This window comes from Chitinophaga arvensicola (genome assembly GCF_900110835.1).
Taxonomy (GTDB): Bacteria; Bacteroidota; Bacteroidia; order Chitinophagales; family Chitinophagaceae; genus Chitinophaga; species Chitinophaga arvensicola.
The window spans coordinates 3,827,636-3,850,586 of the sequence record NZ_FOJG01000001.1; the positions used below are offsets into that span (position 1 = coordinate 3,827,636).

15 protein-coding genes are annotated in these 22,951 nt (G+C 48.6%); 10 read left to right on the forward strand and 5 right to left on the reverse strand.

The genetic code is table 11. The annotated features are described in order from the left end of the window. The first annotated feature begins 21 nt into the window (after positions 1–21). Entirely contained in the window at positions 22–2,481 is a 2,460-nt protein-coding gene (locus BMW79_RS15780; RefSeq protein ID WP_089896335.1) for an outer membrane beta-barrel family protein, read from the forward strand. Between the two features lie 212 nt (positions 2,482–2,693). Here the strand turns inward: BMW79_RS15780 and BMW79_RS15785 are convergent, their stop codons facing one another. Then, on the reverse strand, positions 2,694–3,794 hold the full coding sequence (locus BMW79_RS15785) for an aldo/keto reductase (RefSeq protein WP_245752509.1): 1,101 nt from the start codon (positions 3,792–3,794) through the stop codon (positions 2,694–2,696). Positions 3,795–3,822: 28 nt separating this feature from the next. Here BMW79_RS15785 and BMW79_RS15790 point away from each other — a divergent pair, with 28 nt between their 5' ends. The 3 genes from BMW79_RS15790 (at position 3,823) to fucP (ending at position 7,155) form a co-directional block, all read left to right on the forward strand. Then, the gene (locus BMW79_RS15790) at positions 3,823–4,665 is read left to right on the forward strand and encodes an AraC family transcriptional regulator (protein ID WP_089896337.1); all 843 of its coding nucleotides are present in this window, start codon (positions 3,823–3,825) and stop codon (positions 4,663–4,665) included. Positions 4,666–4,796: 131 nt separating this feature from the next. Beyond that, complete coding sequence (locus BMW79_RS15795; protein WP_089896339.1) at positions 4,797–5,753, forward strand: bifunctional helix-turn-helix transcriptional regulator/GNAT family N-acetyltransferase; 957 nt, start codon at positions 4,797–4,799, stop codon at positions 5,751–5,753. 136 nt (positions 5,754–5,889) lie between these two features. After that, positions 5,890–7,155 carry an L-fucose:H+ symporter permease gene (fucP, locus tag BMW79_RS15800; RefSeq protein WP_089896341.1) on the forward strand — a complete coding sequence of 422 codons (1,266 nt, stop codon included), beginning with the start codon at positions 5,890–5,892 and terminating at the stop codon, positions 7,153–7,155. A gap of 64 nt (positions 7,156–7,219) precedes the next feature. On the opposite strand, the gene BMW79_RS15805 is transcribed toward fucP, so the two are convergent. From BMW79_RS15805 to BMW79_RS15815, 3 genes are all read right to left on the reverse strand, one after another. Next, positions 7,220–8,362 (reverse strand): PepSY-associated TM helix domain-containing protein, encoded by a 1,143-nt coding sequence (locus BMW79_RS15805; RefSeq protein WP_089896343.1) that lies wholly within the window; start codon positions 8,360–8,362, stop codon positions 7,220–7,222. A gap of 68 nt (positions 8,363–8,430) precedes the next feature. Continuing rightward, positions 8,431–9,633 (reverse strand): DUF4374 domain-containing protein, encoded by a 1,203-nt coding sequence (locus BMW79_RS15810; RefSeq protein ID WP_089896345.1) that lies wholly within the window; start codon positions 9,631–9,633, stop codon positions 8,431–8,433. Between the two features lie 16 nt (positions 9,634–9,649). Further along, complete coding sequence (locus BMW79_RS15815; RefSeq protein WP_089896347.1) at positions 9,650–11,845, reverse strand: TonB-dependent receptor domain-containing protein; 2,196 nt, start codon at positions 11,843–11,845, stop codon at positions 9,650–9,652. A gap of 296 nt (positions 11,846–12,141) precedes the next feature. Between BMW79_RS15815 and BMW79_RS15825 the strand changes: the two genes are divergently transcribed. From BMW79_RS15825 to BMW79_RS15850, 6 genes are all read left to right on the forward strand, one after another. Then, positions 12,142–12,738 (forward strand): RNA polymerase sigma factor, encoded by a 597-nt coding sequence (locus BMW79_RS15825; protein ID WP_089896350.1) that lies wholly within the window; start codon positions 12,142–12,144, stop codon positions 12,736–12,738. Positions 12,739–12,900: 162 nt separating this feature from the next. Continuing rightward, a complete protein-coding gene (locus BMW79_RS15830; RefSeq protein WP_089896352.1) occupies positions 12,901–13,926 on the forward strand; it encodes a FecR family protein in 1,026 nt (341 codons plus the stop codon). A gap of 40 nt (positions 13,927–13,966) precedes the next feature. Continuing rightward, positions 13,967–17,377, forward strand: coding sequence for a SusC/RagA family TonB-linked outer membrane protein (locus BMW79_RS15835; protein WP_089896354.1), 3,411 nt, complete (start codon positions 13,967–13,969; stop codon positions 17,375–17,377). Between the two features lie 23 nt (positions 17,378–17,400). Beyond that, the gene (locus BMW79_RS15840; protein ID WP_177192190.1) at positions 17,401–19,068 is read left to right on the forward strand and encodes a RagB/SusD family nutrient uptake outer membrane protein; all 1,668 of its coding nucleotides are present in this window, start codon (positions 17,401–17,403) and stop codon (positions 19,066–19,068) included. Positions 19,069–19,075: 7 nt separating this feature from the next. Further along, positions 19,076–21,169: a S9 family peptidase gene (locus BMW79_RS15845; RefSeq protein ID WP_089896358.1), complete on the forward strand. Its 2,094-nt coding sequence runs from the start codon at positions 19,076–19,078 to the stop codon at positions 21,167–21,169. A 23-nt stretch (positions 21,170–21,192) separates the two neighbouring features. Then, positions 21,193–22,371, forward strand: a complete 1,179-nt coding sequence (locus BMW79_RS15850; protein WP_089896359.1) for a TlpA disulfide reductase family protein — start codon at positions 21,193–21,195, stop codon at positions 22,369–22,371. 78 nt (positions 22,372–22,449) lie between these two features. Here BMW79_RS15850 and BMW79_RS15855 read toward each other — a convergent pair whose 3' ends face one another. Further along, entirely contained in the window at positions 22,450–22,905 is a 456-nt protein-coding gene (locus BMW79_RS15855) for an SRPBCC domain-containing protein (RefSeq protein ID WP_089896361.1), read from the reverse strand. Positions 22,906–22,951: the final 46 nt, after the last annotated feature.

The window sequence follows — 22,951 nt, forward strand, 5'->3', positions numbered from 1 at the left end:
ACAGGCTAACCTATATTCACAATGAACAAGTACTATACTGTCCGGAATTTCCTTTCCGGCAAGGCCATCCTCCTATGTCTTTTTTTATGGGGCGTGCAGCTCCGGGTATCTGCACAGTCGCTGCGTGTGGCAGGGCGTTTAACCGATAGCCAGGAGCAGGGGGTACCCTTTGCGGGCATACTGTTGGTGCAGCTGCCGGATTCGCTGGGGGTGGGGACAGCCATCAGTGATACCGCCGGGCGTTTTCAGCTGACCGTTCCGGCAAAGGGCAACTACCTGCTCCGGGTGAGCAATATGGGCTACCGCCCGTTTACTAGCGCGGTATTTAACGTGTCAGGCACAAGCACCTTGCAGGAGCTGGGGACTTTTGCATTAGTGGAAGATCAGCGGATGCTGGGTACGGTGCAGATCAAAGGCAGCAAACCCCGGGTAGAACACCAGATGGACAAAACCGTTTTACGCATAGAAAACAGCGTGCTGGCAGAAGGTAGCACTGCCCTGGCGCTGCTGGCAAAAATGCCGGGTGTTACGGTAGATGATAACGGCAACGTATCACTGAAAGGACGTCCCGGTACCCTGGTCATGATCAACGGCAAACCCACTTATCTCTCCGGCAACCAGCTGGCGAACCTGTTGCGCGGTACCGCCTCCGGTAATATTGCCAATATAGAACTCATGAGCAACCCTTCTTCCCGGTACGATGCCGCCGGTAAAGGTGGGATCATCAACATTGTGATGAAGAAAAATACAAAGAAAGACCTGAACGGAAATGTGTCGCTCAACGGAGGCGCGGGTCGTGCCGGCCGCTGGGGGGCTGGTAGCAGCCTTAATTACCGTACCGGTAAGGTCAATCTTTTTGGCGCTTACAGCTTCATTTATGAAGACCTGAAAAACGAGGACGAATCAGAAAGAAGATTCGGGGGAGATACCGGCGGCACACCCACCCTGCGCACCCTGCAAACCAGCGCAGAAACCGCCCGTTTACGCGGTCATGATTTTCGTGCAGGGATAGACGTTACTGCAGATGAAAAAAATACCATCGGCTTCCTGGTGAGCGGCAACATCGGCAAATACCCGGTAACCCAGCAAACGGGCAATGTAATGACCGGTTTTTCCGGTCACCCCGTATTGCGGGATGCCCGTACGCTCACCACCGGCAAGGAGCACTGGCGGGATCTGCTGTACAATGTGAACTACCTGCACACGTTCAACGACAAGGGGCATCAGCTTACCATTGATGCAGACTATGTCAGTCACTTCTCCCGGATGGATCAGCAACTGGATACCCGCTATTTTGAACAGGATGCAGCACTGCCGGGCAACAGCTTCCGCAAAGGCGATATCCCTTCCTACAACAGCATTTATGTGTTGAAAACGGATTATACCTTGCCCTGGAAAAAGAATGGTAAACTGGAAGCCGGATGGAAAGGGAGTTATGTGCGTACCGAAAACAACCTGAAATACGATACGCTGAAGAGTGGTGCCTTTGTGCCTGATCTATCTGCCAGCAATCATTTTATTTACAAGGAACAGATCCAGGCAGGATACCTGAACCTGCAGCAGGATTATGGCAAATTCAGTATCCAGCTGGGGTTGCGGGGAGAGTACACCTATACAGAAGGGCATCAGCTCACCACCGATTCACTGGTCACCCGCAGTTATTTTAACCTGTTTCCCAGCATATTTGTGAGCCATACCTTTAGCGAAGAGCATAAGCTGCAACTGAGTTACAGCCGCCGTATCGAGCGTCCGGGCTACTGGGACCTGAATCCGTTCCGTTTGTACACGGATCCTTTTAATTACGAAGAAGGGAATCCTTATCTGCGGCCAGCTATTGCCAACGCCGTGGAACTGGGATACAGCTTCTTTTCCGACTATTATGCGGCTGCCACCTACAGCCGCAGCAAAGACGTGATCAGCCCGGTGGTGGGCCAACCGGCGGATGCGGCTGTGCTGTACAGTCGCCCGGAAAACCTGGCCAGCTTTACCAACTACGGTTTTAGCCTCACCGCTACCAACGACATTACCCGGTGGTGGCAGGGCACCCAGTTTGCCAATTTCTATTACAACGGGTTCACTGTACAGGGAGCGGAGAAGGAAGTGCGCCAGGGCGGCAGTTTCACCTTTGATTCTCAGAATACCTTCTCTATTGCCAGTGGATGGAAAGCAGAACTCAATGCCTTGTTCCGTTCAGCCGAGGTGTCTGGTGTATTCACGACCAAGGCTTATTACATGATATCAGCAGGAGCGCAGCGCGATGTGCTGAAAGGAAAGGGCAATATTAAATTACTGGTGAACGATATTTTCCGCAGCCGACAGATAAAGGAATGGTCCGATTACAACGGTATTTACACTTTTAACCATCGTCGCTATGATACACGTTCTTTCATGCTCACATTTACTTACCGCTTTGGTGGCGCCGGCGCTCAACAGGAGCGGCGTAGTACGGGTAGTGAGGAACTGAAAGGACGATTGAAGTAAAAGCCTTATATCGCCCGATATAAAAAGGCTGTTTACCGGTAGATAATTCCTCTCTTACAGGTATAGCTTACAGGGCGGTTGGATAGGGGGGAGATAGGGCTGGGATAGGGCTTACCTGACAATGCGGTGACAGTATAATGTAATAAAAGAAGCCTGTATCTCTAACGGATACAGGCTCTTTTATTATTGATAACCGGGCGTACGTTGTGGGTTTAGTAAAAAGCCGGTGGCGGATTCAGGGTCAGGTTCTGACGCTGGTGCCAGTACGGATAAATAGTATGTACTTCGCTGGCGGCGTCCAGTTTTTTGAGCTGGTCGGTGGTCAGGTTCCAGCCGGTGGCGGCGAGGTTTTGAAGCAGTTGTTCTTCGTTACGGGCGCCGATGATGATGCTGGATACGGTGGGGCGTTGGAGCAGCCAGTTCAAAGAGATCTGGGCAACGGTTTTACCGGTTTCGGCCGCTACTTCGTCGAGGGCGTCGATGATATTATAAAACACTTCTTCTTTCACCACAGCTTCCGGAACGGGGCTGCCACCCTGGGCTACGCGGCCGTTTTGCGGAATGGGGCTGTTGCGGCGGTATTTGCCTCCCAGTCGCCCTGCGGCGAGGGGCGACCATACAATCGCGCCTATTTTCTGATCAATACCCAGCGGCATCAGTTCCCATTCATATTCACGGTTGGCGAGGGAATAGTACACCTGGTGCGCCACATATTTGTTCCAACCATATTTTTCGGAGATGGCCTGTGATTTCATCAGGTGCCATCCGGAGAAGTTGGACGCAGCGATGTAGCGTACTTTACCACTTTGTACCAGGTCGTCGAGTGTACGCAGTGTTTCTTCTACCGGCGTGTTGCCGTCGAAGCCATGCATGTGATAGATATCGATATAGTCCGTTTTCAGGCGTTTCAGGCTGCCTTCTATCTGGCGTAGCAGATGAAAGCGGGAGGAGCCCTGGTTATTGGGCCCTTTGCCAAAAGTAAAGGTAGCCTTGGTGGAGATCAGCAATTGGTCTCTTTTGCCGGCGATGGCTTTACCCAGGATCTCTTCAGAAAGGCCATCAGAATAGATATCGGCAGTGTCGAAGAGGTTTACGCCGGCATCGAGGCAAAGATTTACCAGCCGGGTGGCTTCGTCGGCCATGGTGCTGCCCCAGGCCTTAAAGAATTCATCTCCTCCGCCGAAAGTGGCGGTTCCAAAGCTTAGCACCGGTACCTGAAGCCCGGATGCACCTAGTTGTCTGTATTCCATAATATGATGTGCGGTTTTATGACAGTAAAGGTCGGGGATAGCGGGTAATTCTGACTTGTACATTTACAACATATAGTTGTACTTTTGTGAGATGCAGAAGTTAAAGCAGTTTGATACCTTAGTTATTCATGAGTTTGAGGAAGCGGTTTTTCATCTGCCGGTGCACAGTCATACTTACTATGAAATTGTTTACATCTTTAAAGGTTGTGGCATTCATCACCTGAATAACAACCAGCTGTCTTATAAAGCAGGCGATCTGTTTGTGATCTCTCCCGATGATGAGCATTATTTTGATATCAAGAAGACGACCCGTTTTGCCTTTATCAAATTCACGGATAATTATTTTACGGATAAGAGCCACCTGGCGCCGGATGCTTTCCTGACCAGCAGGCCGGAAGCAATGATGCGGCATAAATTGCTGAAGGAAGTAAAGCTGGTGCTGGATGAACCCTGCAAAACCATTCTGCATAATACTATCGAGAATATTGTGGCTTACAACTGCCGTTGCGACGTAGCTACGTCGCCGTTAGTATACTACCAGGTATTGTCTGTGTTTGGCCTGATCAAAGAGGCAATTGCCAAACTGGATGTTCGTATAGGCGATGGCGTACCCGACAAGGAAGCGCTGATCTCTTTCATTCATCAGCATGTGTATGAGCCGGAGAGAATACAGGTAAAGCATATTGCGGCGCATTTCAATATTGCCGCCAATTATTTCAGTGCGTATTTCAAAAGAAACTTCGGTATGAGTTACCGCGAGTACGTGAACAGCTACCGCACCAAACTGATTGAAAAAAGGATTACTGCCGGGCAGCAAACCCTTAAACAGATTTCTGCCGAGTTTGGCTTTACCGACGAAAGTCATTTATCGCATTTCTTCCGCAAACGCCACCTGGTGAGCCCGGTATCTTTCCGGAACAGGGCGGCCCAATAATAACCCCTGTATGCCTGTTGCCGCCATGGTAGGGCTTTTAACTTCATTATCTCCCCGATAACAGAAAAAAAATTGGTTCATTATTTATAGCTTCCTATATTTGTGTAACTGATTACGTAATTTATTACAATATGGAATTCTTCAACAAAACAGGTAAGGTAGCCGTTGGCAGCCGGCTACGCATGTTAACGGAAAAAATCACGGAAGATGCTGCTAAGATTTACGAGGTATACGGTATCGGCTTACAACCGAAATGGTTCCCCGTATTTTATGTTTTATCTGCCGGAGAGGAGAAAACGATCACAGCGATCGCCAAAGAAATCGGGCATTCCCATCCTTCGGTCAGCAAGATTATCGCAGAAATGGGCAAGAAGGGACTGGTAGCAGAGCAGAAGGATAAAACCGACGGCAGAAGAAATATGGTGAGCCTCACACCAAAAGGAAAAGAGATCACGATCAAACTTCAGGATCAGCTCCTGGATGTAAATGCGGCCATTGAGGCTATTTCTGCGCAAACCACGCACGACCTGTGGAAAGCGATTGAAGAATGGGAATACCTGCTGGAACAGCAATCCCTGCTGAGCCGTGTGGTAGAAGCACATAAGAAAAGAGAAGCCGCCAAAGTTACCATCGTGGATTATCAGCCGAAATATAAAGCGGCATTTAAAGCGTTGAATGAAGAATGGATTTCTACCTGGTTTAAAATGGAAGCCACGGATTACAAATCACTCGATCACCCGGAAGAATATATTCTCGACAGGGGAGGACATATTTTTGTGGCACTGTACAACGACGAACCATTGGGCGTTTGCGCACTGGTAAAGATGGATGATCCGGATTACGATTACGAACTCGCTAAGATGGCCGTATCTCCCAAAGCCCAGGGCAAAAGCATTGGCTGGCTACTTGGACAGGCGATTATTGAAAAAGCAAAACAGCTGGGCGCAAAGAATATTTACCTGGAAAGTAATACCATTCTGAAACCTGCCATCAGCCTTTATAATAAGCTGGGCTTTAAAAAAGTACCCGGCAGACCCACCCCTTACGAACGCGCCAACATACAGATGGAACTGGATCTGCGTTCCTGAGCATATTCAGTAAGACCAACGGTCTTACTGAATAGTTTTTTCCAGGAAGATCATTGGAGTTTATTAAAATGGAACTGTATATTAGAGCCGGGAAGCAGTTCCTCCACGTTATGTAAAATTTTTAAAAACTCAGCACATGATATCACCTGACTCCCTGGAACAGGAAGCCTTACAGACCGCTAAAAATGCCAACAAACTCGCAAAGTTCACAGAGAAAAAATATGTCATCACCCTGATATTCGTTACCTCCCTGTTTTTATGCTGGGGTATTGCGTTAACGATGGGAGATGTACTCAACAAACATTTCCAGAATGTACTTGGTCTTACTAAATCACAGTCGGGCCTGGTGCAGTTTTCTATCTTTGGCGCCTATGGCCTGATGAGTATTCCGGCAGGATTATTTATTAAAAAGATGGGATACAAAAATGGGGTATTACTGGGCCTCACCCTGTACGCCCTTGGCGCTTTCCTCTTTGTACCCGCCGCCAACGCAGCTTCTTTTTCCATTTTCAGGGTAGCGTTGTTTGTGCTGGCTTGCGGCATGGCAACACTGGAAACCGTAGCACATCCGTTTATGGCCGCCCTCGGCGATCAGCGTACCAGTGATCAACGTATCAACTTCGCCCAATCGTTTAATGCAGTAGGCGCCATGGTAGGCCCTTCCCTGGGAGCGCACTTTTTATTGAGCGCCGGTCATAATACCGGCGAAGAATTACTTTCTGTAAAACAATTGTACCTGTATATCGGTGTGGTGATTGCCGCTATTGCCATCGCCTTTGCTATGGTAAAAGTACCACCGGTAACAGATCCGCATGATGGTCCGTCGGACCAGGGCGGTGTAGTAACGGTGCGTAAAAAACTCTACCAGCAGAAACATTTTGTATTCGCCGTTATCGCACAATTCTTTAACGTGGCTGCACAGGCAGGCACCTGGGCTTTCTTCATCAACTACGGACACGAAGTAATGCACTTCTCCGATGAAAAAGCCGCTTACTTTATGACACCATTTATGGGGATGATGCTGGCAGGAAGATTTGTGGGTACTGCACTCATGCGCTTTATTGCTCCGAATAAATTACTCGCAGCTTTTGCCATCGGCAATATCCTGATGTGTATCATCGTGGCGCAGGGACTGGGCTGGACTTCCTACATCGCATTACTGATGATCAACTTCTTCTTTAGTATCATGTATCCTACTATTTTCAGTTTGGGTCTGAAAGATCTGGGACCGCAAACTCAGCAGGCATCTTCGTTTATCGTAATGGGTATGTTTGGCGGTGCGTTATTCCCGCTCGTTATGGGACGTATTGCTGATACCAATATTGCTACCGCTTATTACCTGCCGATTGTATGTTATGCAGTGATCTTCCTGTTTGGATATAAATTATATAAACTCAGATAATGAGTAGGCGTTAACGTTATACCTGCATATAAAAAAAGAGCACCTTACAAAAGGTGCTCTTTTTTTATATCGTTACTGCCTGCGTTTTTTTCTGCGGCGGTGTTTTCTTTTTCTTCTTCTTCCCCCACCAGATATAAAAACCGGTGACCGGCAGGCTTGCTGCTACAAATGATGCCAGGAAGTAAATCAGTTTGGAGGGCAATCCCCAGATAGAACCCACATGCAAGGAGTAATTGAGGCGCCGTAACTGATCGCCGCCATTGGCTTTGCTGTAGGGCGTTACATCCGTACCGGTGCCTTTCAGCAACGCGCCGTTTGCCTGGTCGAAATAATGTACCTGGTAACGGGGACCATCTGTATTGGTATATACATAGATGGATTCATTTTTCTCATCCGGAATACCGATAATAATAGCTTCACTGAAAGGGGACGAGAGTTCCCGGATAGATTTTTCCCAGACCTGGTCTACGATGGTGAGTACACCAGCCGTAGCTTTTAGCGTGGTATCAGAAGGCGGTTCATAGTAGGTTGGCATAGACTTCCCGCCGGACGCCAACCAGTAGGCGCTTTTAGCTACCCAGCCCAATCCCATGAACAAGCCGGAATACGCGATGATCAGCGTAACGGGGATGGTATAAAAGCCCAATACATTATGAAGGTCGTAGTTGACCCGTTTGAATTTCCCGGTCCATAAGATAGTAAAGGCGTTGCGGATATTATGGCGGTTCCATTTCTTAGGCCACCATAATACCATGCCCGTAATTAGCAGGACGGTAAATATGAGCGTGGCATACGTGACCACCATATGACCTGCTTTGGGAGGCAGCCACAGGGAAGTGTGGCCTTCCGTGATTTCATGGAAGAAATCTTCATGATCCGCAATAGCTGTCACCTGTGCGGTATAGGGATGTACGTATACAATAGAATCGGAGCGGAATGATACTTCTGCTGTTTTCCCCGGACCGATGTAACGGATATTGGTGGCTTTGAGACCGGGCATCTGTTTTTCGGCGGCGGCAGCCAGCACAGAAGGCGGCAGCAACGGCATATTGGCGGGTACTTCGGCATGAAGGTAAGGACGGGTCAGTAATTTGATATCGTCTTCAAACACCAGTATGCAGCCTGTTATGGCCACAAAAAAGACAATCAGTCCGGAAACGAGTCCCAGCCAGAGGTGCAGCCAGGCGTTTATTTTTTTTAAAGACATAGGCCGTGGTAAAAAAAGGACTTTCCTGCGATGAAACAGGAAAGTCCGGTGAATAGTAATAATGGATATTATTTCAGTTTGTCGATGCGCAGCATGTAGTCGTAGCCACCTACGAGTTCCAGGCCGGGCTTCAGTGTGCCGGCGGCTACATCATATACCCATACATAGTCTTTTCCATTCTGGGAGTTCACCATGATGTAGGCTTTTCCGTTGTTCACCATCACTGTTTCCAGCATTTCGCCTTTATCCAGTGGCAGTTCGCTCAGTTTTTTAGCGACGGTGCCGTTACCTAAATTGATTACGGCATAGGAATAAATATGATTGGCATCAGCATCATCTTTGGTGGCAGCCGGGTTTTCGTATTTCACGATCGCCTGACCATTACCGATGCCCCAGAGCGCTACGGTAGCGGCGCCAATCGAAGAGGTGCTGAGATTAAAGAAGTAAGCCGGGTCGTATTCGGTGGTACCGCTTTTAATGCGATACACCGCAGAAGGACCGGTACCCATCCAGCCTGGATTAGCGAGCATGTACAGGTCGCCTTTATCATCCACGGTGGAGCCGGACATCCACATATCGGATTGTCCCATGCCCAGGGTGCGGGCGTCTTCTATTTCTTTTACCAGGGTTAAGGAAGGATAATCGTAAATGGCCACAATTGCTTTCGGATAGGCCGGTGCGGGCCAGTCGGTGGTATAGGAAAGCGCAACAAACAGTTTACCGTTTACATACTCCACACTGCTGGTAGAAATATATTTAAAACCTGCGGGAATATCTTTTCCGGGCAGTTCCACATTGCGGATGCTCAGGGTGTTGCTGTTGACTACAGAGCATAATATTTTATTCCGGTCGCCGTTGGTACCGATCAGCACCAGGGAAGTATCGTTGGCCCAGGCGTAGCTGGTAATACCGGTTTGAAAGGTAAAGGGCACCTGCCTTACGGTGGCAAGGGAGTTCATTTTCAGTTCAAACTTCGAGAAGCGGCCATTGGTGGAGCTGGTGCTCGGGTAATAATAGAAGCCGTTGTGCGGAATGATGCCATAGTCGGCCTTGTTGGTCACATTGGCACCGTTGCCCACGAGGCTTACGGTACCGCTTTCGAGTGAGTTGACACCTAACGCATATTGGGTGGTATTGGGCCAGCTGCCTAATTGCAGCCAGATGCCGTAATCGGCTGGTACATCCGGCTCGGGTGTATCATTTTTGGTGCAGGAGGCCAGAAGGCTCAGGCAGGCAGTGGTATATAAAAGTCTTTTTGCGATCGTCAGCATGAGTGGTCGTTTATGATTATTTAAGGAAATAGCGGAACTTGACAAAGAGGGACCTGCCTGGTTTTTGCAGACCGAAATTGTCGTAAGCCAGTGCGTCAGCGAAGTTTTTGCATTCTGCAGAAATATTGTATTTACCGTTCTGCAGGGAATACGTCAGCGACACATTCTGGATGTACTGATCCGGTATTTTGTTGTTGCTGTATTTGGATCCGTAAGATTCCCAGGTTAAATAGAACCAGTGTACATATTGCATGTCCCAGTTGAGCTGCAGGCGGGTATCTTTACCCAGCAGGTTATTTTTACCGATGCTTACTGCTGCATTGCCAAACAGCCATGGCATATTTGGAATCTTATTTTTGTAGGTGGCTTCTACGGTACCGGAGTTGCTGCCCACCGGATATTTGGTATTGTTGATGGCGTTCTGGTAGCTACCGTTTACATTCACATGTAACAGGTCTTTGTAATCGTATTGCAGTTCTGCTTCCAGTCCGTTTACCCGCACTTTGGAGGTATTTTCATAGCGGCTCACTTTGGCGTTCGACATATACACTACAGAGTAGATGAAGTCGGCTGCATCGCGGAAGTACCAGCCACCTTCTGCAAAGAAGCGGTGAGGGCCTTTCTGCAGGCCATAATAAGCGCCCACGTTGAAGTTGTTGCTGTTTTCCGGTCTGAGTTTAGGGTTGGCGATCTGGTCGTAACCGTTACCAAACATTTCTCCTACTTCCTGTAAGCGATAGGCTTTTTCGTAAGATGCTTTTACGCCCAGTTCATCGGTGATCTTAAACCGGGTGGCCAGGCCATATCCGGTATAGCTCTGGAAATCGGAGGCGGTGGTGACAGTACCGGTACCGGAAAGGGTTTGTGGCTGGCTCAGGTCCATGCCATAGTATTTTCCAAAGAAGGTATTGGTCCAGCGGCCTTCCAGCAGGTTTTGCTGATAGGCTAGGCCCAGGATATGCTTACCGATTTTACCCGGATTGTGGTCTTTGTCGGTGAGCAGTTCATTATAGTTGTGGTTCTTCACCTGGTCGAAGGTATAGTTCAGATTCAGGGAATGTACCGTATTGATGTTGTAGCTGAGGTTTACCCGGGCAAAATTCCGGGGCCGGCTGATATGGGTGAGGGTTTTAATGGAACTCAGTTCACCCTGGTTGGTTTTTACGCTGGTACCATCCCAGAAGTAGCGGTATCCGGCGGTATCGGTCACCTGGTATTTATCGGCGGTATGGGAAGCGAATACGCTTAGTTCCAGTCCTTTGGTAAACAGGTCCGCTTTTTTATAGCGCAGGGTGGCGTTGAAGGCGTCCCCGTTGCGGGTGGCGGCGCCATATACGTTTTCCTGGTTGGTACCGGTTTGTAGTTCTTTGTCGGTGGCGGAGTAGCCGGCGCCTACAAAGAATACATCGGCCCATTTTTTATGCAGTACACCGATTTCTCCCTGTACCATGGCAGAGCGGTACAGATCGTGGAAGCGGCGGAAGTCTTTTTTTACATAATCACCATATTCCCCGGCTTTTTCATCCCAGATCTCTATTCCTTTCATCTTGTAGTTGTTGTCGGAATAGTTATAGAAGGCGCTCAGGCGGGTGATGATACCGGTTTTCTGGTGAGTGGCCTGTCCGGTGATGGCGGCGCGGTGGGTATTAAAGGAGCCGAAGCTGTAACTGGCGTCGAGGTAATTTTTTACCTGCTGGTTCGTCACCAGGTTTACGGCGCCGCCCAGGGCATCTGCACCCAGCGACACCGGCAGCACGCCTTTGTATACTTCAATGCGTTCGGCCAGGTTTACCGGGATATTGTTGAGGGTCATGGAGCTGCCCATCACTTCCATGGGGATGCCATCGATAAAAAAGCGGATGGCTTTACCGGAAAGACCATTGATGGAAAAATTGAAATCGGAGCCCACACCACCCTGTTCGCGGACTTTAACACCCGTAGTGCGGTTTAAAACGGTGTTCATGTCTGCGGTGGTGTTGGCATACACCTTTGTTTCGATGGCATTTACCGCAAAGCCGCTTTCCTTTAATTCGCGGGTATGTGTTTTAGATGTTACCGTAGCGCCTTTGAGAACAACGGTGGTATCTGTGAATGATTTTTGGCTGTTTGCCCGTCTGCCGCCGCTGGTGGCTGCGGGAGGGGCCTGTTGTGCTTGTGTGACAGTGCCCAGCAACACGAAAGTGCCGGTGATAATGAAGTTCTTAGGTCGCATTGAGTAATTTTTCCGCTATAGATTTGGATGGCAAAGGTCCGGATAAGCAAACCGGATCGTTTATCAAATCGGGAAAAGAAGTGTTCAAATGCGGAAAAAATTCAGAATTGGGTGAGCATGGAAGCGCCTTTTGGCGCAAACGGGGTAATCGGAAAGGAGAATCGTTTTATGTTTTCCTATGCGGAATTATAAATATTTGATTTTATATCATGTAATATTTCGCCGCTGTGATTATTATTTTCCGCAAAATGGTCGTATTTTTTGCCCCTGCTTTTTTGTTGAAATGAACTATATGTATGGAAGAATTTGCTGAAGAACCGCAACTGTGGCGGGCGATAGTAGATGGTGACGAGGCCGCCTTTCAGCAAATCTATCGTCTTCACTTCCCGATGTTGTACGAATACGGCATGCGGTTATCCGCCAACGAAGAATTGGTAAAAGAAAGCATACAACAATTTTTTATAAAGATATGGACCAACAGGGCAGGACTCGGAGCGGTGAAACGTATCCGTCCGTATCTGCTGGTATCCTTGCGGGGTGTGATCTACAACAGGCTGAGAGATGAAAAAAGAAGAAGGATATCGGCACTGGAAGATGATTATGATTTTGAACTGGCCTTTTCTCCGGAGTCAGTTTATATACAGAAAGAAAGCAGTGAACAACAGCAGCAGGCCTTGCAACAGGCCATGGCACAGTTAACCGGGCGACAGAAAGAAATTATTTTCCTGCGTTATTACCAGGAACTGGAATACAATGAGATTGCTGAAATTATGAATATCAGCGTAAAAGGGGCCTATAAACTAACCGCCCGTTCACTGGAGTCGCTGCGCGAAATCCTTGGTCTGTCGGTGATAGCCGTTATCTGCCTGCTTAAGATAGCCGCCTCCCGTTAAGTTACTTCCTCCGTTATTCTCCCGTTTGAAGAATGAATTTTTATCCCGGATAAAAATTATTGAAAAAATAATTTTTTCCGTGGGGTGTTTTGAAAAGGTGTGGTGTCCTGTGTTAAATCGCCCTTGTTTTTGCGATAAGAAACAGGAGATATATGTGGTGTTATGAGTGAGCAGTATAAAAATTACGGTAAACAGGATTTCCTGGAAGATGCGTTCTTCCTGGCTTATATCAAGCGTACCAGTGTTGAGGCGGTTCGTTTCTGGGAGAAGTGGATGGCATCATCGCCTGCGAATATAGGAGATATGCAGGCGGCTGCACAGGAGCTGCGGGTGTTGCTTTCTGCCACCCGTATTTATCCATCTCCCGCAACAACAGACGAGGTATGGGAACAGATAGCCGGGCAAATGGCGGTGAGTACCATGGAACGGAATAAATTACGCCGTATCCGCAGAAGTCTGATAGCCGCTGCTGCAGCGGTATTGCTCTTCATCATCGGTAGCAGTCTCTTTTATTATACCGGCAACAAAACCATTGCTACCGGTTATGGCAAAACGCTTCGTATACAATTATCGGATCAGTCGCTGGTAACGCTGAATGCGAACTCCAGTATTACCTACACCCGGCGCTGGTGGGGCGGTGCGCGTCGTGAAGTGTGGCTCACAGGGGAAGCATTCTTTGATGTAACACATCTTAAAAAAGACAGTTTACCCGTGAAAGAAGGGGAGCGGTTTGTTGTACACACTTCTCACCTGGATGTGGAAGTACTGGGTACCCGCTTTAATGTAAAGGAACGGCGGGGCGTTACACTGGTAGGACTCACCACCGGTTCGGTACAACTGCGTTGGAAAGATGGCAGACAAACCATGCCGTTACAACCCGGAGAGCAGGCCAGCTACCAGGCCGCTACCGGCGAAGTGCATAAAGTGGTGAAAGATATGAATGAAGTGAATGCCTGGAAAGAAAACAGGCTGGTAATGAACAATGCGACTGTAGGAGAAATTATTCAACTGCTCGAAGATAACTATGGCTATAAGGCGGTACTGGAAGATCCTTCCATTACCAGTAGAAAGATACAGGGAACGATACCGGTAAAGAATGAGGACAACATTATTTTTATCCTCTCCGGCATTTTAAAAGTGAACATTGAAAAGAAGGACAGTCTGCTGATTTTCAGACGCGCCAATTAATGGATACCAACCAGATCTGAGTTTAATTTAAGATTTCTTTATGCAAAAAATTTCCAGGAAATTTTGGCTGCTATTGCTATGCAGCATTGTTGCGATGGGTGCATATGCCCAGGCAGATAAAAATGCAAAGCGCACGCCGTTGTCGCAGGCGCTCGCCGACATTACCAGACAGTACGATACCCGGTTTGTATTTGATGCAGACCTGATCCGGAATAAATCAACCAACATTACTGTTGCTGCGTTGAAAAATTTACCGGTAGAAGAAGTCCTGAAAAGAGTGTTGTATCCCTCTAACCTGCTGTTTGTATATGTAAGCGAGAATAACTACATGCTGATCCAGCGTCCGGTGCAATCCCGCCCGGCATCTGTGCAACAGCTGGCGCCGGAAGAAAATGCAGTAGCCGTAGATAATCACCTTACCGGCGTTATAACGGATGCGGCTACACGTGAACCGTTAACCGGTGTTACGGTGCGGCTGGTCAATACCGGTAAAGGCGTTATGACGGATCAGAACGGCCGTTACACTTTTTCAGACGTGCCGGCAGGCTCCAATACCCTCCGCGCCAGTTTCATCGGCTATACCACCCGTGAGCTGACCGCCGGAGGTACTGTTGCCTCTTTTTCCCTGGTTCCCGACACCCGTACTTTAGATGAGGTGAAAGTAGTAGAAGTGGGCTATGGTACCAAAAGAAGGGAAGCCATCACCGGCGCGGTGACTTCTGTCAATAATAAAACGATTACACAGTTACCATCCGCCATGCTGAGCAACAACCTGGTAGGTACGGTACCAGGGCTTTTCGGTAAACAGAGCGGTGGTTCACCTGGTAATGATAACAGCCGTTTGCTGGTGCGTAGTTCTTCGTTTTATAACACACCTCTGATTGTTATCGATGGGGTGCCATTGAATGATAACAGTAATACCAGCGGCTTCTCCGGACAGGCAGGTCTGAATGATATTGATCCGGCCGACCTGGAGTCGGTAACGGTGCTGAAAGATGCTGCATCCACCGCCATCTATGGTTCCCGGGGTGGTAACGGCGTAATACTTGTTACCACCAGAAGGGGGAAAATCAGCCGGCCTAAATTCAGTTTTGCCGCCAATACGCTGTATTCCAGACCTACACAGCAACCAAAGTTTGTGGACAACTATCAGCAGGCATTGCTGGAAAATGAATCTTCTGTGAATTCGGGTAAAGAGCCCATTTATTCCGCTGCCGTACTGGATACTATCCGCCTGGGGCTTAACCCGGATAAATACGCCAATACCGACTGGCGCAAAGCCACCATGCACGATTATGCCGGCAGTCAGAATTACAACCTGAATGTAAGCGGTGGTAATGAAGCCGTGAAATACTATGTATCCGGTGGTTACAACAAACAGGGCTCCCTGGTGGGAGACGCCGCTTTTAAACGCTATTCCCTCATTTCAAATATAGATACCCGTCTCAATAAAAACCTGACGATGGGACTGGATATGGCCTACCGGTACGATATGACGGACGAACCCAGTGCCGGTGGGTCCAATACCATCATGGTGAATTCGTACATGATGTCGCCCCTGCAGCCGATCTATTTCAGTAATGGTTTGCCTGCCGCCAATTATACCGGTACCATCAACAATACCGTGGTGCAAATGACCCAGAGTGGCTACAGCAGGAAATATGGTAACTATCTGAATGCAAAGCTTAAGATGGATTACGCGCTTCCGTTTGTGCCGGGGTTATCTGCGCATGCCATGGCATCGTTCGACAGGAACAATTACGGTACGAAGAGCTTTTCAGTGCCTTATAAATTGTACCGGGCAAATGCACTGGGACAATATGTACCGGTATCCGGAGTAGATAATAAAGGTGTGGATCTGAAACCCTCCCTGACAGAAGGAATGAACCGCGCCAATTATACCAACATGGAATTCGGGTTTAACTATAAGCGCTCTTTTGGTTTACATAGCCTGGAAGGGGTATTGTTATACACCACGAACGAAAGCAGCATCGAAATACTGAGTGCTTCGCGCAGCAATATTTTCAGTCCTGCGGTAGATGAACTGTTTGCCGGAAATGCAGCCAGCAACTCAACCAACAATGGTACTACGCAGGAATTTGGCCGTGTAGGTTATGTGGGGCGCCTGAGTTACTCCTACAACGGCAAATACTATCTGGATGGTAGTTTCCGGTCGGAGGCCTCTGTAAATTATGCGGATGGCCACCGCTGGGGAGTATTTCCTTCGGTATCTGCCGGATGGCGTATTTCAGAAGAACCTTTTATTAAAGACAACATCAGCTGGATAGATGAACTGAAGCTGAGATGCTCTTATGGTATGGCTGGTGATGAAAGTGGCGCCGGATATAGCGCATATCTGTATAATTTCAGCGTGGGACAAAACACCGGACCTAATTCTACCGTTGGGAAAAATGGCTATGTCTTTGGGGGCAACTATTCCCCTTCTGTATATCCGGGTCTTACTGCGCCGAACACCGGTATCACCTGGGGCGTCATCAAATCCTTTAACGCAGGCTTTAATATGAGCATCCTGAAAGGCCTGTTTGCCGCAGAATTTGACGTATACCAGAAGAAGAATACCAATATTCTTATTTCCGTAACAGACAATGTGCCGCTGACTTATGGCGCCAACACACCCAGGCTGAATATGGGGAGCAATCATACCAATGGTTTTGAACTGACGCTGACACACAGCAACACCATCGGTAAAAATTTCTCTTACTATGTAAAAGGAATGATCGCGCATACCAAAACTATCACGGACTATTCCGGCGAACAGGCGGGGTTGCCTTCCTGGGATAAGAATCAGCTGAATGGCTGGGGCGCCAATGTCACGCGCATTTATAAATCGCTCGGCCTGTTCCAGTCGAAAGAAGAAGTGGCCGGATGGGCCATCCAGGACGGCCGTAACAATACCACGCTGCAACCCGGCGATATCAAATATGCAGATCTGAATGGCGATGGTATCATTGATCAGAAAGATGTGATTGTGAAAGACAACATCAGCATGCCTTTGCTCAACTATGGTTTTTCATTGGGGGCCACCTGGAAAAAACTCGCACTGGATCTTACCTTCCAGGGCATCGGTGACTACACCAATATTTACCTGTACAAAAGATGGACAAATTATGACAGCCGTCAGCTGGACCGCTGGACACCGGATAACCCGAATGGCTCCTGGCCGCAATTGGGCATATCTGGTTCCGATGGCAGGACTTCCGATTTCTACGGTACCACCAGCAATTACCTGCGTTTGCGCAGCGCACGGCTCTCGTACACGCTTCAACCGGCGTGGCTGAAACAGGCCGGACTGGATGCGGTGGTATTCAACCTGCAGGGAGGCAACCTGTTGCTTTTCTCCAAAGTGAAATTCGCTGATCCGGAGAATGACAACCTGGTGCCTTACGGTCCACAGAAAACATACGGCATAGGCGCCACGGTGCGGTTCTAATTATTCATCACAAAATGCAGATCATGAAATTTAATATAGCAGGCAGCTGGATAGTAGGAGGAATGATATTATTTTCTTCCTGTGCAAAGGATATTCTCGATAAAAAACCGAAAGACAGTATCTCCGAAGTAACTGTATGGAACGATATGGGCCTGGTGAGTAACTATATCACCTATTTCTATTCCACCATGCAGAGTGGCTATGCACGAAACTGGTACTCCGCCTCGGCGACAGACGACGGGTTGAATGCCCTGAACAACGATCCCTTCAAAATCAGACCGCTCACAACAGATGGCAGCTGGAATGCCAACAATTCACCTTTTACGGAATACTATACCTCCATATACCAGAACATGCGCCGGGTAAACGATTTTCTGGCCCATATAGACGCCGTTCCCGGTGATGACGTACAGAGAAGTCAGCTGAAGGCAGAAGCCCGCTTTTTCAGGGCCTATTATTACACAGAGCTGATCAATTACTTCAGCGATGATCCTATTACGGCATCCGGCGCCACGATGCCTTCCGGCGTAGTACCCGGTATAGAGAATGCCCTGGGCGTGGTGATCCTGGAAAAAGCACAGGTATACGGCAATGATAGTCTTGCTATTCCCCGCAGCACCAAAGGACAATGCGTGGATTACGTGGTAAGCGAACTGGATGCCGTAGCAGATGCTCTTGGCAAATTACCCGCTTCCTCTCTGAAAGACGCCGGCCGGATTACGCCCGGCGCTGCACTGGGACTGAAAGCGCGGACCCTGTTGTATATGGGACGTTTCAAAGCAGCAGCTGCAGCGGCCAGGGTGGTGATGGATCTGAAAATATATAGTCTTTACCCGGACTATGCCACCCTGTTTACCGTTAAGAACAATGCAGAATGCATCATCTCTGTACAACATAACAACATCGCCAAAGAAAGAGGACATTTCTACGACCGCGACATGGCGCCGGGCTCTCTGAGCGGTATCAGCCAGAGTAATCCTACCCAGAACCTGGTGGATGAATATGAGATGACGGATGGAAAGATGCCGTCGGAATCGCCGCTGTTTGATCCGAAGCAGCCTTATGCCAACCGTGATAGGCGCTTTAATAAAACCATTGCATACGACGGCGCCACTTATCGTGGCAGTGTATTGCAGTTTTACGAAGGGGGCTTCGACCTGGTGAATGCCGGTTCCTTTAAAACGCAGACCCGTTATGTAGTCAGAAAAGCCATCAATGAGAATTTTAACTTCCAGGGAGATGCCACCCTGGGCAGTGATCAGAACTGGCAGTTGCTGCGCTACGCTGAAATACTGATGAACTACGCCGAAGCGCAGAATGAAGATGCCGGGCCGGATCAGAGTGTATATGATGCGGTGAATGCGATCCGTCGCCGTGCCGGTCAGCCGGACCTGCCCGCAGGTTTGTCCCAGAGCGGCATGCGTCAGCGCATCCGTCATGAGCGCCGTATTGAATTTGCTTTTGAAGACCAGCGTTTCTGGGATCTGCGCCGCTGGCATATTGCGGATCAACTGCCCTATAAATCCATCTATGGTATCACGATCACCAAAGCGGCGGATGGCAGCAAAATTTACAGCTCTGAGAAGTTGCTGGAATCCCGGGTATTTGAACTGAGGAATTATTGTTTCCCGATCCCCGCCTCCGAATTGCTGGCAAATAAGAAAATGGTACAGAATACTTACTGGAAATAACGGACATATGACAACTGGAAGAATTATGATGACCGCAGTAATGGCCACCATGGCCACTACTGCGGCAGGACAACGCATCCCGGAAAATAACATACTGCCGTTGCCGGTAGTAAACGGCTGGACGGACAACCGGCATTTTATCCTGCGGCAATGGGATGAGCAAAATAAGATGAGCAGTTTCCTCGTGGATGCGGCGAACGGTAGTATGGTTCCTACCGATAAGGGGATCAGTAAGCAAACCGGAAAATCATTACAGGTAAACGACGATGATATTTATATCGTTAACGGGAAGAATAAGCAGCAACTGACGCATACCGCCGCTAAAGAAGCCAATCCCGTTTTTTCGCCGGACAGTAATTTCATTGCGTTTACCCGCAACAATGATCTGTATACCTTAGCGCTGGCTACCGGCAGGGAAACACGCCTTACCCATGATGGCAATGACAGTATCATGAATGGGTACGCTTCCTGGGTATATAATGAGGAAATTCTCGGGAGATCCACTACGTATCGTTCATTCTGGTGGAGCCCCGATAGTAAAGCCATTGCCTTCTTCCGTACAGACGACAGCAAAGTACCGGTATTTACCATCACGGATGCCGGTGGCTATCATGGTTATAAAGAAACACAGCGCTACCCGCAACCCGGCGATGCCAATCCATCCATACGGATAGGAGTGGTGCCGGCTACCGGTGGTAATACCGTGTGGGCAGATTTCGATGAACAAACCGATCAATACTTTGGTACGCCGTACTGGAATCCCGATAGCAAATCATTGGTGGTACAGTGGCTCAACAGGGGGCAGGATCATTACCAGCTGTACCAGGTATCGCCCGCTACCGGTGCAAAGAAAGGGATGTATGAGGAGCGGCAGCCGACCTGGATTAACCTGGATGAAGACTCCCGCCTTACGTTCGTGAACCAGGGAAAGGAATATCTTTTTATCAGCGATAAATCCGGCTACCGGCAGCTGTACCTGCACAAAGCAGATGGCACACTGGAAAGCCGTGTATCACAGGGCGACTTTGTGGTGGCCGATATTAAATATATAGATGAACAGCACCGGGTGGTGTATTTCACCGGGAATAAGCACGGATTAGTGCGGCAGGACTTGTACCGCGCAGATTTTACCGGCAAAAATATGAAGCGGCTGACCTTTGGTCCGTATAACCATGACGTGAGTTTTTCTCCGGCCGGAAATTACTTCACCACCAAATACGGTAACGCCTCAACGCCGGAGCGACTGGCGCTGGCCGACAACAAGGGCAAGCTGATCAAAATACTGGGAGACAGTAAGGGACCGCATTTCGATAGTACACTTGGCGGGCGCTCGCGGGTGGTGTTTGTAAAAAGTGAAGATGGCCAATTCGATATCCCCATGCGGGTCAGTTTTCCTGCCCATATGCAGCCGGGTAAAAAGTATCCGCTGATGATCGCCATTTATGGTGGCCCGGCTTCCAGTGTGGTAAAAGATAACTGGGTCAACTCCTACGCGCAGGAAGAAAAAGATGCGGTGATTACGGTGTCGATGGATCACCGTGGCAGTACGGAGTTTGGAAAAGTGGGACAGAACTATATGTACCGTGATCTGGCCAAATGGCCGATCAAAGACTGGATCCAGTGCGTGAAATGGCTGATCGCCAATGGCCAGGCTGACCCGGAGAAAGTAATGATATCCGGCTACAGCTTTGGTGGCTATATGACCTGCTATGCCTTGATGGCGGCGCCGGAATATTTCAAGTACGGCATAGCCGGTGGTAGTGTTACCGACTGGCAGATGTACGACAGCCATTATACAGAACGCTTTATGGATACACCAGCAGAAAATCCGGAAGGGTATAAAAACAGTTCCGTACTCACGTACACGGATAAACTCCAGGGCAAGCTGTTGCTGATGCATGGGGTGATAGACGACAATGTACATGTGATCAATACGCTGGAACTGACTGACCGGTTGCAGCGGGGAAAGAATATGCACTTTGAAATGATGTTGTATCCGGGTAACCGCCACAGCATATTCGGCCCAAGGATGGGACACTATTCAGAACTGATGTCAGTATATCGTAAAAAATGGCTGGCGGAAATAAGCAAAGACAAGTAACCATATAAAATCAACAACCCATCATGCAAGTAAAAATGAAAATCGCCTTGCTGGCTTTATTACCAGCCGCGTTATCTTTCCATCAGGGCGCCAATGCACAAAGCAAAGCGTTCCGGGTTAGGGGAACAGTGCCCGACATCCTGAACGGACATATGATATACCTGTTACGTGAAAGCGGAAAGAAAAGGATTCCTTCTGTAGTGGATTCTGCATTGGTGACGAAAGGGACGTTTGTGATCAATGGAACGACGGATGCGCCTTTCACCGCTACTTTATCTGCACCATTGCGGCCGGCAGGCGCCCCTGCTATTCCCGGGTACCGGAAGTTATTTATTAACACCGGCGACCAGGTGGTACTGGAGCAGCCAAAGGTACTCCAGGCCAGGAATACACTGGAAGGCGCCCGTATAAAAGGCTCCGACTATACCCGCCAGCTCGATGAATTAACAGCGTATTTATTGCCGGCAGAAACAGGGATGGATTCCATGCGGAAAGCTTATTCGGAAAATTTGCGGCAACATGGCCGGGATACTACCGGAAGTTATCAGTATAACCGGAAGTTTGAGGAAATGATGGTACTGAAAGCATCGTTGCAACAATCGTTTTTACAACAGCACCCGGATTATTATATCTCCCTGTATATGTTCCGGGACTTGCTGGGTGGCCGGGTAAAGGACACAGATGCCGCCGCCACCGCTTTTGCAAAAATGCGTCCTGCATTGCAAAAATCGGCACTTGGTAAGGAAGTGCAGGAGCTGATCACTAATTCTGCAAAGTTTGGCATTGACAAAACCGCGCCGGACTTTGCCGCACAGACACCGGAGGGTAAAACACTGAAGCTGTCTGATCTGCGTGGCAGATATGTGTTGCTCGACTTCTGGGCCAGCTGGTGTGGTCCCTGCCGGGCAGAGAATCCGAATGTGCTGAAAGCGTACCAGCGTTTTAAAGATAAAAACTTTGATGTGCTGGGTGTATCCCTTGATAGGGAAGGAGACCGGCAGAAATGGGTGGATGCCATTGCAAAAGATGGTCTTACCTGGCATCATGTGAGTGATCTTAAATTCTGGGGAAGTGATATTGCGAAACAGTATATGATCACCTCCATACCGCAGAACTTCCTGCTGGATCCACAGGGGAAAATTATTGCGGTGAACCTGCGGGGAGAAGCGTTGCAGGTTGCGCTGGATAAACTACTGAAATAACCTACCATTTATAAATGGGAAAGGATGCTTCAAATATAGAAGCATCCTTTTCTTTTTTACCGCTATTTAGTAACGGAATTAATTTGTTTTCATATAATCAAACGCGCCTTTCCGCAGGTTGATATTATACTCAAGATACGCTTTCAGACAGGCGAGGAAGTTAGCCCATCCTTCGGTATTTCCTTTCAGCCATTTGATGCCTTCTTCATTATTTTCCATGCTGCCTTCTGTAACCTTTACCAACGTGGCATTTCCGGGTCTTTCTGTAAGCAGGATATCTACCTGCAGCATATGATCTTTCGAGCCTTCCCATTGAAAGGAAACAAGTGCCCCCGGTTTTGTCTGTAATACTTTTACGGGTACCAGCATATCGAACTCAGGAAACTTCCAGTTAAGGTCTTTACCTGTTTCCATTGTGCCGGAGCTTTCCGCAATGAAGTAATTCGACATATGCACCGGATCAATGATGGCGTTGAATACTTCGGTAGTGGGTTTCGAGATCTGTATCGAGGCAGTTGCCTGTAAAGGAGCCATAAGATATCGTTTTGGATGAACCTTAAATATACAAAAAAAAGAGGCC